Source organism: Corynebacterium sp. Marseille-P4611 (assembly GCF_916618765.1).
Taxonomy (GTDB): domain Bacteria; phylum Actinomycetota; class Actinomycetes; order Mycobacteriales; family Mycobacteriaceae; genus Corynebacterium; species Corynebacterium marquesiae.
In genome coordinates this window covers 155,613-170,670 of sequence record NZ_CAKAKD010000001.1, presented here as the reverse complement: position 1 = coordinate 170,670, position 15,058 = coordinate 155,613, and the positions used below count along the sequence as shown (strand labels likewise).

At 60.0% G+C, this 15,058-nt stretch carries 17 protein-coding genes; 8 read left to right on the top strand and 9 right to left on the bottom strand.

Annotated features, from left to right (window positions below; genetic code table 11):
- Positions 1 to 3: 3 nt before the first annotated feature.
- Positions 4 to 1,464 carry an acyl-CoA carboxylase subunit beta gene (locus LG376_RS00795; protein WP_225745878.1) on the bottom strand — a complete coding sequence of 487 codons (1,461 nt, stop codon included), beginning with the start codon at positions 1,462 to 1,464 and terminating at the stop codon, positions 4 to 6.
- Positions 1,465 to 1,813: 349 nt separating this feature from the next.
- Here LG376_RS00795 and LG376_RS00790 point away from each other — a divergent pair, with 349 nt between their 5' ends.
- The 3 genes from LG376_RS00790 to LG376_RS00780 are packed head-to-tail and all read left to right on the top strand — an operon-like array spanning position 1,814 to position 4,268.
- On the top strand, positions 1,814 to 3,082 hold the full coding sequence (locus tag LG376_RS00790) for a hypothetical protein (RefSeq protein ID WP_225745877.1): 1,269 nt from the start codon (positions 1,814 to 1,816) through the stop codon (positions 3,080 to 3,082).
- 32 nt (positions 3,083 to 3,114) lie between these two features.
- Positions 3,115 to 3,687 carry a hypothetical protein gene (locus LG376_RS00785; RefSeq protein ID WP_225745876.1) on the top strand — a complete coding sequence of 191 codons (573 nt, stop codon included), beginning with the start codon at positions 3,115 to 3,117 and terminating at the stop codon, positions 3,685 to 3,687.
- 2 nt (positions 3,688 to 3,689) lie between these two features.
- Positions 3,690 to 4,268 (top strand): hypothetical protein, encoded by a 579-nt coding sequence (locus LG376_RS00780; RefSeq protein WP_049377988.1) that lies wholly within the window; start codon positions 3,690 to 3,692, stop codon positions 4,266 to 4,268.
- A gap of 112 nt (positions 4,269 to 4,380) precedes the next feature.
- Here the strand turns inward: LG376_RS00780 and LG376_RS00775 are convergent, their stop codons facing one another.
- From LG376_RS00775 to LG376_RS00750, 6 genes are all read right to left on the bottom strand, one after another.
- Positions 4,381 to 5,871 (bottom strand): alpha-amylase family protein, encoded by a 1,491-nt coding sequence (locus LG376_RS00775; protein WP_225745875.1) that lies wholly within the window; start codon positions 5,869 to 5,871, stop codon positions 4,381 to 4,383.
- Positions 5,868 to 6,053: a hypothetical protein gene (locus LG376_RS00770; RefSeq protein WP_198492605.1), complete on the bottom strand. Its 186-nt coding sequence runs from the start codon at positions 6,051 to 6,053 to the stop codon at positions 5,868 to 5,870. Before LG376_RS00770 ends, LG376_RS00775 begins: the two co-directional genes overlap by 4 nt.
- On the bottom strand, positions 6,053 to 6,874 hold the full coding sequence (locus LG376_RS00765; RefSeq protein WP_086587903.1) for a carbohydrate ABC transporter permease: 822 nt from the start codon (positions 6,872 to 6,874) through the stop codon (positions 6,053 to 6,055). Before LG376_RS00765 ends, LG376_RS00770 begins: the two co-directional genes overlap by 1 nt.
- Complete coding sequence (locus tag LG376_RS00760; RefSeq protein WP_370633317.1) at positions 6,874 to 7,878, bottom strand: carbohydrate ABC transporter permease; 1,005 nt, start codon at positions 7,876 to 7,878, stop codon at positions 6,874 to 6,876. The genes LG376_RS00765 and LG376_RS00760 overlap by 1 nt, the downstream gene beginning before the upstream one ends.
- A gap of 122 nt (positions 7,879 to 8,000) precedes the next feature.
- Entirely contained in the window at positions 8,001 to 9,251 is a 1,251-nt protein-coding gene (locus LG376_RS00755; protein WP_225745874.1) for an ABC transporter substrate-binding protein, read from the bottom strand.
- A 168-nt stretch (positions 9,252 to 9,419) separates the two neighbouring features.
- Positions 9,420 to 10,412: an ABC transporter ATP-binding protein gene (locus LG376_RS00750; RefSeq protein ID WP_225745873.1), complete on the bottom strand. Its 993-nt coding sequence runs from the start codon at positions 10,410 to 10,412 to the stop codon at positions 9,420 to 9,422.
- A 44-nt stretch (positions 10,413 to 10,456) separates the two neighbouring features.
- On the opposite strand from LG376_RS00750, the gene LG376_RS00745 reads away from it, so the two are divergent.
- Complete coding sequence (locus LG376_RS00745) at positions 10,457 to 11,326, top strand: biotin--[acetyl-CoA-carboxylase] ligase (protein ID WP_225745872.1); 870 nt, start codon at positions 10,457 to 10,459, stop codon at positions 11,324 to 11,326.
- Positions 11,327 to 11,349: 23 nt separating this feature from the next.
- Entirely contained in the window at positions 11,350 to 11,790 is a 441-nt protein-coding gene (locus LG376_RS00740) for a hypothetical protein (protein ID WP_005326709.1), read from the top strand.
- Here LG376_RS00740 and budA read toward each other — a convergent pair.
- Positions 11,768 to 12,499: an acetolactate decarboxylase gene (budA, locus tag LG376_RS00735; protein ID WP_204610019.1), complete on the bottom strand. Its 732-nt coding sequence runs from the start codon at positions 12,497 to 12,499 to the stop codon at positions 11,768 to 11,770. The two genes, LG376_RS00740 and budA, sit on opposite strands and share 23 nt — an antisense overlap.
- 79 nt (positions 12,500 to 12,578) lie before the next feature.
- Here budA and LG376_RS00730 point away from each other — a divergent pair, with 79 nt between their 5' ends.
- The 3 genes from LG376_RS00730 to LG376_RS00720 all read left to right on the top strand — a co-directional run bounded on the left by LG376_RS00730 (position 12,579) and on the right by LG376_RS00720 (position 14,758).
- The gene (locus tag LG376_RS00730) at positions 12,579 to 13,694 is read left to right on the top strand and encodes a 5-(carboxyamino)imidazole ribonucleotide synthase (protein WP_255632164.1); all 1,116 of its coding nucleotides are present in this window, start codon (positions 12,579 to 12,581) and stop codon (positions 13,692 to 13,694) included.
- Between the two features lie 24 nt (positions 13,695 to 13,718).
- Positions 13,719 to 14,219: a 5-(carboxyamino)imidazole ribonucleotide mutase gene (gene purE / locus LG376_RS00725; RefSeq protein ID WP_005322524.1), complete on the top strand. Its 501-nt coding sequence runs from the start codon at positions 13,719 to 13,721 to the stop codon at positions 14,217 to 14,219.
- Between the two features lie 257 nt (positions 14,220 to 14,476).
- Positions 14,477 to 14,758 (top strand): hypothetical protein, encoded by a 282-nt coding sequence (locus tag LG376_RS00720; RefSeq protein WP_225745870.1) that lies wholly within the window; start codon positions 14,477 to 14,479, stop codon positions 14,756 to 14,758.
- On the opposite strand, the gene LG376_RS00715 is transcribed toward LG376_RS00720, so the two are convergent.
- On the bottom strand, positions 14,755 to 15,006 hold the full coding sequence (locus LG376_RS00715; RefSeq protein ID WP_040424847.1) for a type II toxin-antitoxin system Phd/YefM family antitoxin: 252 nt from the start codon (positions 15,004 to 15,006) through the stop codon (positions 14,755 to 14,757). The two genes, LG376_RS00720 and LG376_RS00715, sit on opposite strands and share 4 nt — an antisense overlap.
- Positions 15,007 to 15,058 lie beyond the last annotated feature (52 nt).

Here is a 15,058-nt window from a genome sequence, read left to right as displayed (position 1 = left end):
CTCCTAAACGGTTCCGTGCTTCTTCGGTACCTGGGCTACGGCCTTGCGCTCTAGCAGGCGCAGGCCTTCTACCAGGTAGTGGCGGGTTGCCGTTGGCTCGATGACATTATCGGCCAGCCCGCGCTCCGCTGCGGCATATGGGTGTAAGAAGAGCTCGTCCATCTCCTCTTCCTTGTCCTCCGAGCCATAGATGGCCAGGGAAGCTTGGGAGGCCTGGGTGACGGCAATTTCCGCGGTGGGCCACGCGTAGACCAAATCCGCGCCGAGGTCCTTGGCGCCCATAAATACGTAGGCCGGACCGATGGCCTTGCGGGTGATCACAGTGAGCTTGCCGACGCTCGCTTCAGCCTGCGCATAGGCAAACTTCGACGCCCTGCGCAGCAGGCCGGCCTTTTCTTCTTCCGGGGTAGGCACAAAGCCTGGGGAGTCCACGAATTCCACAATGGGGGTATTGAAGGCATCGCAGGTACGCACGAAGCGTGCGGCCTTTTCTGCGGCGGCGGAATCTAGGGCGCCAGCCAGTGCCAGTGGCTGATTGGCAACGATGCCGACGGCGCGGCCGTCGATGTAGGCAAAGCCGGTAAGGATGTTTTGTGCGGCCTCGGCGGATAACTCGAAGAAGGAGCCTTCATCGACGACAGCCTTGATGACATCGCTCATGTCATAGGCCTGCGCGGCAGTATCCGGGATGACGGCGTTCAAATCAAAGTCTGCGACGCTACCGGCTTCCACTCGCGGCGCCTCGGCCCGGTTATTGGCGGGGAAGTAAGCCAAAACGTCGCGCACGAGGGACAAAGCCTGCTTGTCGTCGCTGGCCACCAGGTGAGCGGTGCCGGACTCTGCGTGGGCTGCGGCGCCGCCAAAGGTCTCTGGCTCCGCACCGGCCACGTGGCTGGCGGCCTGGTGGAGAGCGGTGCCTTGGGTGACTATGAGGACATCGGCAAACGTGGGTGCGAACGCTGCAATGCCGCTGGTATTGCCCGCGATAACGGAAATCTGCGGGATGAGACCCGAAGCCTGGGAGACACGCGCCATGAGGCGGGCGTATCCGGCCATGGTGACGATTCCCTCTTGTACACGCGGGCCGGTGGATTCATAGATGCCGATGATGGGCACGCCGGTCTTGATGGCGAGGTCGTATACCTTGGTGAGCTTTTCGGCATAAACCTCACCCATCGTGCCATCGAAGATTTCGCCGTCCTGGCTAAAGACGCACACGCGGCGGCCGTCGATAGAGCCGTAACCGGTGACCACGCCATCGGTATAGGGGCGGTCATGCTCGCGACCGAAATCGGTCGAGCGGTGGCGGGCCAGCGCGTCCGTTTCTACGAAGGAGCCCTCATCGAGCAGCTGCGTCACGCGGGCGCGGGCGGCCGGCTCGCCTTCTCCCAGCGGCGCGCGGGACTCGGCGAGCTTGGCGTCCAGGTCCTCGATCTTGCCGGCGGTGGTTTTCAGGTCAGTCATAGGCCCCCACACTACTAGCGCACCCCGCTCAATGCGGAATGGAACGCTGCGGGGACGCGGTGAAGAAAACGATTGTGCGGCAAATGCCACCACAGTGTGGGTGGTGCATAAAACCTGGGAATTCCTTGAATGCACCAGGGCAAGGAGCCCTAATCTGGGGGTGGAGCCTACTGTAAACATTTAACGGCGCGGGGCAGGTGAGTGCCCATTATCGCACCTCAAGGTAGGTAAAAGCATTAGAAAGATTTTCATTCAACTGTTGATGTGCGTCCGGTAATCCCTTATGATTGCCTGAGTCTTCATGAATGTTTCCCCTAATTTTTAACGATCTATTAAGGACGGTCTTCTGGTGATTAAAAAGGGACTGCGTTTGCTCGCACCGCTCGCCGTAGCGGCTCTCTTCACGCCAGTGGCACACGCGGGAGATGTTCCCCCGATGCCGCAGGCATATCCCATTTCCAACCTCTACAAGAGCTGCAGCGCTGCCGGCGATAATGCTGAGCGTGAATGGCGCTTTGCCGAAACCGGCCGCCGCTACATGAGCGACGGCACCCTGCAGTTCAAAAACACCACCAACCAAGAAGTGCCCTACACCGCCGAGGTAGAAACTGGTACCAATCACGAGATTGAAGCCAATTCCAAGGCCAAGCTGCCTTCCGGTTGGGACACCACCGCCAAGTCCGATATCGGTCTGAAGATGACCAACGGCTGGCGCGATAAAGAAACTTTCGGCCCAGTGAAGCTGAAGCCGGGTGAGTCCTTCCGCGTCGAGTACGGCGTCATCGAAAAGGACTTCATCTCTATGTTTGTAGGCTGCAATGATGACCGCCTAGAAAACATCCCAGGTGCCAACGTCATCCGCGGTAAGGGCCCGGCCGAGCGCTACGCCTTTGCTTATATCATCAAGGCGGATGGCTCAGTATCCGATCTGGCCATGGAAATTCCTTCCCGCTCTCCGGGGGCAAACTCCAAGCCGATCGAGGGTAACTACACCTCCGTATCCGGCCCGAGCCTAGAGAAGATCGCCGATCCGAAGAAGGATGAGATTATGCAGCCGGCCGCGGATCTGCAGCGCGATCCATCCTGGCCAAAGGAAGGCGATAAGTGTGAAGCTGGCGATACCTCCTGGTACCCGCTGGACATCACCGCTGTAAAGCCGACCTACCGCAAGGCTGGCTACTCCACCGACTTCCTCAACTGGTCTAAGGGCGATTACGAATTCGCCCCAGTGACTGACTTTGTCGTTGGCGCCGAGCACGCCCCGTACACCAACTGGCAAGGCAACCGCGGCGATATTCCGAAGGGCTGGCTGGAGTCCGTCGGTGCCGTAAAGCGCGCCTACATGCCGGTCGGCACCGAGCTCAAGCACGTGGATCTCAAGCCGGGCGAGCGCGTGCGCGTGGAGTATGGCACCACCATGACCCGCATCAACTACCGCGAGGTTCACTGCGGTAAGAGCGGAAACTACGACCTCACCTCTAACTACAAGCAGACCTCCGCCCCGAGTGGGTTCTGGGCAGAGGCCAAGATCACCGATAAGGCCGGCAATACCCGCACCGAGGACGTCACTCCGGACGAATTCCGCGACCTGCCGGTTCCGACCCAGACCATCTACTAAACCCCACCACACCTACACAAGGAGAAAGTTCCATGTTCAAGTCCAAGATTGCTTCTACCACCGCGGCTCTCGCCGTTGCTTCCGGTCTCGTCTTCGCTCCGGCCGCTAACGCCCTGCCACAGCGCGACCTCGGCCCGGCTAACCCGACTACCATTGGTGAGCGTTGCTCCAACCCGGGTGATACCGGCCAGACCGTTGACATCAAGCGCACCTACTTCGATGGTTCCGCTGGCTCCTGGACCGTGTCCAACTACAACGATGAGCCGCTGCCCGTTACCCGTTCTATCAAGGAAACCAAAACCAAGACCTGGAATGTTTCCGCCGGCGTTGACTTCAAGTTAATGGATCTCATCAACTTCACCTTCTCCTCCAGCTACACCGATAGCCAGTCCTACGAGGTGGGCGAGCAGGTTGGCCCATACAACATTGCTCCGGGCAAGACCGCCGTCCTGCGCGCCGGCTGGGTTGTATCTGACTTCGAGGGCCAGAAGACCGTGTGCGGCTCCGACCACAAGTGGCAGGCCAACGGCGGCACCTTCACTGCCACCCTGCCGAAGGAGCGCCACATCGAGGTCTCCACCCGCGATAACAACGATTGGGGCTAAACGTGAGCAAGACGTCCATCGCTAGCGCCCTAGCGGCGCTTAGCCTGGTGGCCGCTCCTGTTGCCCACGCCGCTGATTTCGGTGGGGACTTCGAGCTGCCCCAGCGCTGGAACGACGATTACAAGCCAGGCACGCATTGTTCGACGCCGGGTGAAAACGGCACCTACGTCACCGCAAAGCGCCGCTGGTTCAAGCAGACCGACGCCACGAGCGTGGCCAATCGCAACGCTGAGGAAGTGCCGGTTAAGCACACAGTTACCCAGGCTCGCACCCAGACCATCGAGGTCTCCGGCTCCGTTGAGGGCACCGGCGACCTGGCCAAGGTACTGACCAAGACCTATGGCTTCAACTACGTCAGCGAGCAGCACTGGAAGCTAAACCAGGTGGTTGGTCCGTACACCCTTCCTGCGAATTCGCAGGGCAAGCTGGTGTGGGGCTTTACCATGCTCGACACAGACGGTCAGGACGTGCGCTGCAACTCTGACCAGCAGTGGGAAGCGCAGGGCAAGCCGTATTCGGCTTCTGTGCCAGAAGCGCGCTACTCCGAGCTGCGCCTCGAAGACGCGCCTGAGTGGAACTAGGCCACCACAACTATTAAGCGCCCTCTCGGTCCATAAGGACCGGCGGGGCGTTTTTCTCTGTGGGTTGCGTAGTGCGCCGGTAGGAGAGGGGGCTGCGGCTGCGCGCTAAGGCTTAGGCTGGCAGCCAGGCGTAGCCATAAGGGCCAAGCTCCACCGGTCCGAGGTCGATGGAGCGATCGCCGAAGTTATGCAGGCACAGCAGATCACCGCGCTGGTAGCCAAGGACGGCCGCTTCGCCGGTCTCGATCGGCTCACACGGTGCAGTAGCGAGATCAGGGTGGGCATGGCGCTGGGCGATCATAGAGCGGACGGTATTGAGCAACGAGGTAGCGTCCTCAATCTGGGCGGCCACAGACGTTCCGCCTACAACCGGCAGGCGGGAAGGTGCGTTGGTGCTGAAACCAGAGTGCTCGGAATCGTCCCACTGCATTGGGGTGCGCACCGCATAGCGGTCCGGGAGCGTGGTGTCATCGAGCATGCCAATCTCATCGCCGTAGTAGATAAACGGTGCGCCCGGCAGGGTCATCAGCAGCGAGAACATGAGCTCCACCTTGCGGCGATCGCCATTCATCAGCGGCATCAGCCGGCGGGCAATGCCCACATGGGCGCGCATTTCATCATCGGGGAGGAAAGCTTCATACATCAGCTCGCGCACGTCATCGTCCACCATCTCCAGGGTGAGCTCATCGTGATTGCGCAGGAAGGTACCCCATTGGCAGCCTTCCGGAAGCTGGGGCAGTTCGTCGAGGACGGAGTAGACCGGGGTTGCGTCGCCAAGCGCCAATGCTTGGTACAACCGTGGCATAACCGGGAAGTTGAAGACCATGTGGAAGCGCTCGCCCTTGCCATAGAACTGCATGGTCTCTGCCGGAGGCTGATTGGCCTCCGCGATGAGCACCGCATCTGGGTAGTGGGTGTCCATGAAGGAGCGAATCTTCTCCACAAACTCGATGGTCTCCGGCAGGGACTCGCCGCCTACACCATCGCGTTCAAAGAGGTAAGCAATGGCATCAAGGCGCAGGCCGTCCAAACCCTTGTCCATCCAGAAGGACAAGATCTTGAACACTTCCTCCTGCACGGCCGGGTTATCGTAATTTGAATCCGGCTGGTGGGAGTAGAAGCGGTGGAAGTAGTACTGGCCGCGCTGGTCATCCCACGTCCAATTGGAGGTCTCCACGTCGGTGAAAATGACACGGATTTCGGGGTAGCGCTCCGGGTCATCGCCCCAAACATAGAAATCGCCATAGGGGCCGGTGGGATCCGTGCGGGAGGCCTGGAACCACGGGTGATCGGAGCTGGTGTGATTGAGCGCCAAATCCGTCATAATGCGCATGCCGCGGCGGTGCAGCTGCGCAATGAGCTCTTCAAAGTCCTCCATCGTGCCGTAATCCGGATGGATGGAGTAGTAGTCCGCGATATCGTAGCCATCATCGCGCAAGGGGCTGGCATAAAACGGCGAGAGCCACAGGCAGTCCACGCCGAGCCACTGGAGGTAATCCAGCTTATCGATGACCCCGCGCAGCGTGCCTACCTCCTTATCGCCATCGGCCTTAAAGGAACCGACGAGGGCTTGGTAGAAGACGGCATTGTGGTACCAGCTCATGAAAGGTCCTTTCTTTTTGCCCGCCAGGTCAGGTAGGTAAGGAGACACAGGGCGCCGGCTAGGAGGCCGGGCCATAGGGCGGGGGAGTCATGGAAGAGATTGAGTACAGCTTGGATAACCGCGAGGAGGCTAAAGAAGCCGAGGAAGCCTAAGGCGGTATCCCACAGCATGGCCCGACGCATTAGGCCTTGACACCGCCAGCGGTCAGGCCGGCGACGATGCGGTGCTGGAAGATGAGCACCATGATGACCAATGGGATGGTCACCAACGCGCCGGCGGCCATGGTGGCGGCATAGGGGTACTCGAAGGCGGACGGGCCGGAAAAGCGTGCAATGGCTACGGTCACCGGCTCGGTATCGGTGGTGGACAGCTGCTTGGCCAGCATGAACTCATTCCAGGTGGTGATAAAGGCGATGATCGCGGTGGTAAATAGCGCCGGCGCCGCAAGAGGCAGAAGCACTAGGCGGAAGGCCTGGGAGCGCGAGGCGCCATCCACCCGGGCTGCTTCTTCTAGTTCCCAGGGCAGCTGGCGGAAGAAGCTCAGCAGCGTATAAACCGTCAGCGGAAGTGCGAAGGAAATATTGGGGATGATCATCGCGCGGTAAGTACCAATCCATTCCAGGTTGCCAAAGAGCTGGAAGAGTGGGGTGACCAAGGCAATGGCCGGGAACATCGAGGCGGCCAGGATAATGCCGGTCACGATTCCCTTGCCCGGGAAGTCATAACGGGAGAGTGCATAGGCGGTAAAGACGCCGATGAGCACGGCCACCGCAGTAGTAACCAGGGAGATAAGCAGCGAGTTTCCCAGCGCGGCTAGGAAGTCATTTCCCTTATCGGTAGCCAAGGCATCGCGGAAATTATCCAGCGTGACGTGGGTGGGCCACGGGGTCGTATCGAAGGTGAAACGCTGATCCCGCAGCGCAGTCACCAGCATCCAGTAAAAGGGCGCCAGACCCCAGAACATGATGAAGACGATGCCGGCGTAGTGTCCGAATTTACGCATTATTTAGCTGCCTTCCTGCCGGAGACATCCGCGCCAAGGAAGCGGATGAGGATAAAGGCGACGACGAAGATGAGAAGGAAAATAAGGGTGGAGAGCGCGGAGGCGGAGTTGAAGTTACCTTGGCGCATATCCTCTACCACCAGCTGGGAAATGGTCGCGGTGGGGGAGTTGGAGGAGCTAGAAATCATGATGACCGGTAGGTCATACATGCGCAGCGCATCCAGGGTACGGAAGAGCACAGCCACCATGAGCGCCGGGCGCACCAGCGGGAGCGTGATGCGGAAGAAGGTCTGGATGCGGTTGGCGCCGTCCACGCGAGCGGCATCGTAAACGTCCTTGGGAATCATTTGCAGGCCGGCCAGGATGAGCAGCGCCATGAATGGTGCTGTCTTCCATACGTCCGCGATGATGACAGCCAGGCGAGCGTAAAACGGGTCCGTGGTCCAGGCAATGTTCGCACCAAGCAGCGAGTTAACGATGCCATCTGGGGCGAACATGAACTGCCACAGCTTGGCCGTGACGGCCGTAGGAATGGCCCAGGGGATAAGCACTGCAGCGCGCACCAAGCCGCGGCCGCGGTACTCACCATTCATAATGAGCGCCATCAGCATGCCCAGGATGGTCTCCAGCAGCACGGTAACGATGGTGAAAAAGAGCGTGATCTTAACCGCCGGCCAAAAGTCCGTGGCGATAACGCCCGGCGGGCAGGTAGAAATCTGACCAGTGCCGGAAACACACCGGTTATTAATCCAGTACAGGTAATTTTCCAGCCCGGCAAAGCCGCCTTCCTCAAAAAGCCCCGTTTGCGGGTTGAGCTGCCTATTGCCTTGGAAGGACAGGACAATGGCGCGGATGATGGGGTAGCCGATAATGACGGCGAGCACGATGAGCGCCGGAGCAATCAGCCCGGCCACGCGCCCATAATTCTTGCGCTGGGGCTTCGGCGCGCTTGCCGACGCCCCCTTCGGCGCCCCCTTGGACGCAGTCGGCGAAGCTATAGCCACGCTGGACCGCCTTTCTGTTCAAGAAATGCTAAGTATTGGCTAGATTCTATCCCCATTAGGGGAGTGAAAACCACAAAGGGTGAGGCGGCGGGGTGTCCGCCTACCTCACCCGGATTGGGCGATTAGCCCTGGGAAGCCGATTCGATGGCCGCCTTCATATCGGCGGTGGCATCATCCACCGACTTGCCATCCGTCAATGCAGCGTAGGCATTGTCTTGGATGGCCTTGGAAATCGCCGAGTAGAACGGGGAAACCGGGCGCGGTGCCGCGTTCTCCAGAGATTCCTTGAGCGCCGGCAGGTACGGGAACTCCTGCTGCAGCTGCGGGTCATCGTAGATGGAAGCCAAGACCGGCGGGAAGGACTGCTCCGCAAAGGACTTCTGGTTGTCCTCATTGATGATGAACTTCATGAAGTCGAGCGCCGTGCCCTTATTTTTGGAGTTGATATTGATGCCGTTGTTATAGCCGCCCAGCGTGGACACACCTACGCCATCCTTGCCCAGCGGGGCCTGAACCTCGACGTCGACGCCGGCATCCACCGCGTTGGAGTACATATACGGCCAGTTCATGGCGAAGGCGGTCTTGCCCTCTGTAAAGGCCATATTGGTTTCTTCCTCGGTGGCGGCGGTGGAGTCCTTGGAAATGGTCTCCTCCTTGTAGGCATCCACCATGGCCTGCAGGCCGTCCTTGGCCTCCTGGGAATCCACGGTCACGTTGCCATCCTTATCCAGGACGGAGCCGCCCCAGCCTTCCATAAAGTCAGCGGTGTTGAGCGCTAGGCCCTCGTACTGCTTGAACTGGGTGGTCAGGCAGTCCTTGCCCTTGTCCAGTGCCTCACACGCGGACTTAAGATCCGCAAACTTCTCTGGTGCCTTATCTGCGAGCTCGGTATTGCGGAAAAGTAGCTGACCGTTAGTGTTTTGTGGCAGCGCGTAGAGCACGTCGTTATAGGTGGCAGACTCCACGGTGGCTGGCAGAAGCTCATCCGTCTTGGTTTCAAAGTCACCATTGAGCGGCTGGAGCCACTGGTTGGCGGCGAACTCCGCGGTCCACACCACGTCAAGCGCCATGACATCGTAGTCATCGCTGCCCGCCTGCAGGGACTGCACTAGGGTCTCGCGCTGGGCGTCGGCCTCGCCGGCCAGCTCCTTGAGGGTGACCTTCTCGTCTGGGTGCTGCTCGTTCCACTTGTCGATGATGGGGGTCACCTTGTCCGTGTCATTTTTGCCCATGGCAAAAGTGATGGGGCCGCGCGCATCCGCGCCGCCCTCAGAAGAACCGCCCTCGGCGGAATCGGAAGAGGAAGAAGAGCAGCCGGCCAGTGCCAATACTGCGGTAGTCGCAACGGTGGTGCGAAGCAGGAATTTCTTCATGGAATTCACCTTTCGGAAAACTTTCGGTTCTTTAAACCTAAAATACGGACACCAAAAGGTGGATAATTTTGACCTATTTAACTCTAAACGGGGGTAGAAAAGGGGCTGTGGGTGGCGGAGACGCGTACCTGCGTCCCGGCTTTCTCCACGGATTAGCCTCCGCTAGAACTAGTCCTGCGCGATGCGGCGGCCCGTTTCCGGATCGAAGCGGTGCGCCTCGCGCGGATTGAAGGTCAGCACGACCTCCTCGCCGCGCTGCGGTGGGGTGCTTTCGGCCCGGGCGACTAGGCGCTTGTCACCCACGGTGACGTAGACATAAGACTCCGCACCGAGTTCTTCCACGATGTCTACGACGCCCTGGAACCCCACTGGGCCCTTATTTATGAACATCTTTTCCGGGCGCACGCCCACGCGGGAACCGTTGTAATCAAAGATATTCATCGCCGGCGAGCCGATGAATCCGGCAACGAATTCGTTCGCGGGGGCGTCGTAAAGCTCCCGCGGCGGGGCTACCTGCTGCAGCTCGCCGTCCTTGAGCACCGCCACGCGATCGCCCATGGTCATAGCCTCCACCTGGTCGTGGGTGACATACACCGTCGTCGTGCCCAGGCGCTGCTGGAGGCTGGCCAACTCCGCGCGGGTCTGCACGCGCAACTTGGCATCCAGGTTGGACAGCGGCTCGTCCATGAGGAAGGCCTTCGGCTCGCGGACAATGGCCCGGCCCATAGCCACGCGCTGGCGCTGACCGCCGGACAAATCCTTGGGCTTGCGCTTGAGATACTCGGTAAGGCCGAGCGTTTCCGCCGCCTCGTGCACTTTGGCTTTGATCTCGGATTTGGGAAGCTTTGCCAGCTTCAGGGCAAAGCCCATGCTTTCCTCCACCGTCAGGTGTGGGTAGAGGGCATAGTTCTGGAAGACCATGGCGATATCGCGATCGCCTGGTTCCAGGTTGGTCACGTCCTTGCCATCGATGGTGATGCGGCCGCTGGATGTAGGTTCCAGGCCCGCTAGTGCGCGTAGCGTGGTGGACTTGCCGCAGCCCGATGGGCCAACGAGGACTAGGAATTCGCCGTCCGCGATATCGAGGTCCAAGTCTCTTACCGTGGGCGCGCTCGCGCCGGGGTAGGTGATGTTGACCTTTTCAAAAGTGACCTTTGCCATGCGCAACACACTAGCACCATTGGCGGCCGGTATCCTTGAAGCTTATGACTGCACTTGATTTGGAACGCATTCGCACCGCGCTGGCGGACGATTTCACCACCATCGATTTCGTGGAAAAGACCGGCTCCACCAATACCGATTTGATGCAGGCCACCAACGTTGCGGATGGCACCGTGCTGCTTGCCGACGAACAACTTTCCGGCAAGGGCCGCCTCGGCCGCACTTGGACCGCGCCGGCCGGCTCCCAGGTCATCTTCTCCGTGCTCTTGCTGCCGGAATCCCTCGAGCACCTGGGCACCCTGCCGCTGGCCGCTGGCCTCGCGGTGACCGATTCGATCGAGGGCACCGTGCTGAAGTGGCCAAACGACGTGCATATCGACGGCAATAAGCTGTGCGGCATCCTTGCCGAGGCCGGTCCCGTTGGCCAAGCCTTTAAGGCTGCGCCAAAGACCGAGCTCACCAAAGTGGAGGTAGGCAAGGCTGAAGTCAACAAGGCAGAGGTTAATAAAGCCGAAGTAAATAAGGCTGAAGTCAACAAGGCCGTAGGCGGCGCCGCACCATCCGCGCGCGTCGTCGTGGGCATGGGCATCAATGTCACCCTGACACGTGAGGATCTTCCGATTGAAAAGGCCACCTCGCTTGCACTCGAAGGCCGCGACACGGACCGCACCGAGCTGGCCATTACCGTGCTGAAGAACCTGCGCCGTCGCATCGTGCAGTGGGAGAACCAAGATCCGCAGCTCTTGCGTGACTACCGTGCGGTCTGCTCCTCGCTCGGCCAGGAGGTGCGCCTAGAAACCCCGTCCGGCGATGTCACCGGGCACGTCGATGAAATCGGCGAGGACGGCCGCATCATGGTCGCCGGCGAGTACTACTCTGCGGGCGATGTTACGCACTTGCGACCGCAGCAGTAGATGCACGAGGTAGCATCCTAGCTATGGGACTAATGAAGATGGGCCAAGGTGAGGTCAAGCGCGCGGATGTCTCCGCGCCGTTTCGCGCGCTGATTTTCCCCTTCCTCGAGCTCATCCTCATCACCGGACTGCTGTGGATCGCCATCGGTTGGTGCGATGTCCAAGCGGTAGACCCGATGCTACGCAATGGCCTGGTCGCTGTGTGGGCACTGTTGGGAATCTGGCGCTTTGTCATTCCCCTTTATAAGGCTCGCCGCAAGCGCTTCATCGTGACTAATAGGCGCGTCATTGCGCGCGAGGGCCGCAATATCGATTCGATTCCGCTGCAGGATATCCGCGGCGCCCGCAAGCGCCGAGGCGGGGTCTCCCTAGCAATTCACGGCTGGGACCGGGCCATGTATTTTCCCAACGTGGCCAAGCCCAAGCGCGTGGCCGAGATTATTAATGATCGCCCTTGGTTTTAACCTCGGTGGTATGAAGCTGGCTATCCAGATCCTCAGGGGAGAGGTTAGCTCGGCTGAATTCTTGCGTCAGCGGCAGGCGCAGCTCTAGGTCGGAGGCGGGGCAGAGCTCAACCGTTGCCTTATCCACTACGTAGTCCAGCACGTGGCCGCCGGAGGTGCGGGCGGCGTCGATAAAGTGCACGTGGCAGCCGGGTACCGAGATTCCCTTTTCATAGACGGGGGTGCGGAAGCCGCCGATGACACCCTCGACGTCCTTAAAGTGCAGCTCCTTATCGCCACCAACGGCCTCAGACATTGGCGGGTAGGGCTTTTCTTGCTTGACCACCGTGCGGGTGGTCACCTCCTTGAACGTGCCCACGATTCGTACCGCGTACATGTAGTTAGCGGAAGGCTCGAGCTTATCGATGAACGCGGAGAGCTGATCGCGGCGCAGGCCCGCGGGGGCGTCGGCAGTAATGCGCGGGACAAAGTTCGTGGCTACCGCGTAGGGGGTGCGTTGGTCTAGGTCTGCAATCTGCGCGGAGCCATCGCCGCGCAGCTGGTAGCAGGTGCCATCCAAAATGATCATCTCTCCGTCGAGGCCATCAAAGGTGCCGAGGCCAAAATTGCCCTTACCAAGCAGTTCCGAAATGGTCATTTCGCCGTCATAAATGCCGTCGAGCAAAGCGGTCATGAGGGAATTTTGGAAGATGGTATGACGAGTGAACATAGTATCCAGGCTAGTATTGGGGGACGTGAGTGACTTAAAGCCTATTGTAACTGTTTGTGGCGACGGCCAGCTGGCTCGCATGATGCAGCCGGCCGCCGCGGAACTCGATATTCACCTGCGGATTCTGGCCAGCAAGCCGGACTCCCCCGCCGCGCAGGTCACCCCGGACGTGGTGCTGGGGGATTACACCTCCTTGGAGGAGCTGCGCGGCGTGGCAGAGGGGGCGGATGCCATTACCTTCGAGCATGAGCATGTGCCCAACGAGCACTCCGCCGCGCTTATCGACGCCGGATTTAACGTCCAGCCCCAGCCCACCGCCCTCATCTACGCGCAGGACAAGCTCAAGATGCGCGAAAAGCTCGCCGCGCTGGGCGCTCCCGTGCCGCGCTTTGCCGCCATCGACTCGGTGGCCGATGCCCGCGCCTTTTTCGACGCCGTCGATGGCCGCGTGTGCCTCAAGGCCCGCCGCGGTGGTTATGACGGCAAGGGCGTATGGTTCCCCACCGCCGATAGTTGCTTTGAGCTGGTCTCCGAGCTGCTTGAGGCCGGAACCCCGCTGATGGCAGAGGAAAAGGTGGAACTTACCCGCGAGCTTTCCATCTTGGTAGCCCGCCGTCCTTCCGGCGAGGCCAAGGTGTGGCCGATTACCCAATCCCGTCAGGAAAACGGCATCTGCGCCGAGGCCATTGCCCCCGCTCCTGGCCTTACACCGGAACTTTCCCAGCGCGCGTCCGAGCTGGGTCTCACCATCGCCGAATCCCTCGGCGTGACCGGCGTGCTGGCCGTCGAACTCTTTGCCTTCGACGGCCCTGAGGGCGAGGATATCTCCGTCAACGAACTGGCCATGCGCCCGCATAACACCGGCCACTGGACCCAGGACGGCTGCGTGACCTCCCAATTTGAGCAGCACCTGCGCGCCGTGCTCGACCTCCCCTTGGGCGCAGTCGACGCGCTTGCACCTGTCACCGTGATGGCCAATGTTTTGGGCGCCGACGAAGATCCCGCCATGCCTATGCCGGAGCGCGTCCGCAAAGTCATGGAGCGCTACCCGCAGGCCAAGATTCACCTTTATGGCAAGGACCATCGCCCCGGCCGCAAGATTGGCCACGTCAACGTCACCGGCGATTCCACCGAGGAAACCCTTTCCATTGCCCGCCAGGCCGCGCACTTCCTCGTGCACGCCGACTGGGCATAAAATTCTGCCTGTAGAAAGGACACTATGCAACCGCACGTAGGCATCATCATGGGCTCCGATTCCGATTGGCCCACCGTTGAACCCGCCGCTCAGGTCCTCGCGGACTTCGGCATCCCCTTCGAGGTCGGCGTGGTCAGCGCCCACCGCACCCCGGAAAAGATGCTGGCCTATGCCAAGGAAGCACACACCCGCGGGTTGAAGGCGATTATCGCCTGCGCCGGCGGTGCCGCGCACCTTCCCGGCATGGTCGCCGCGGCCACGCCGCTGCCGGTCATCGGTATCCCCCGCGCACTGAAGGATCTCGATGGCCTCGACTCCCTCCTGTCTATCGTGCAGATGCCTAGCGGCGTGCCGGTAGCCACCGTCTCCATCGGCGGTGCGAAGAACGCCGGCCTGCTCGCCGCCCGCATCCTCGGCGCTGGCGACCCCGCTATCCAAGACAAGATGGTGGATTACCAGAAGCAGATGGCCGAGGAAGTCGAGCAGAAGGACAAAAACCTGCGCGACAAGCTGCTGGGGGAGTAGCTCTCCGGTCTAAGGCCAAACAAAACAAGCACGTTTTAGCCAAAACCACGTAGTTTTTCGGCAAAACGTGCTTGTTTCGTCTCCTAATCTCTAGCGAAGTTCTCGTCGCCCTTTGCCAGCATGCAAAACAAGCACGATTGGGCAAAACTCGCGGAGGAAAAGGGTAAAACGTGCTTGCTTTGCATCGTTGTAGCCTGCGGCGTGAGGAAGCGTGCTTTAAGCTTTCGGGCAGGGGAATAATGCTCAAAGGGGGAAGCATGGAAGAAGTACTGGTTTCAGACCTAAGCAGGGGCGAGCTGCAAACTTATGTAGCGAATGGAAAGATAATCCGAATCGGCCGCGGGATTTATACGTGGCGGGAACCGACTCCCATGGAGGTAGCTCGCATCCTGCACAAGCGGTGGCCTGGAATCATGCTTGCAGGAAGCTCTGCGGTGCAGCTGTACTCCAAGAAGGAGATGACCTTTCCTCTGAAATTTGCCTACAGGCATGTCGTGAGTGGTTCGCAGTGGTTTGAAGCCGAGCCGATTTACGGCTAGCGCCCTTCAATTTCTTCCGTGACCTGCTCAAAAGAGAAGCGTTCGCCGGTATCGGCGGCGCGGGCTTGGCGGAGGGCTTCAGCATCTGCGGCGGCTTCGAGGCGGTCAAGGAATGCTAGTTCTTGAGGCGAAATGATAACTGCGGCTTCCTTACCGTTGCGGGTGACAACGGTGCGGGTGCCTGCGTAATGGGCTTGGTCAATGACCTGGCCTAAGCGGGTGCGGAGTTCGGAAAGTGGCAAGGACAATGAAAGCTCCTAATACATCAAAATACTACTAGTACTAAGTTAGCAAAGAGTA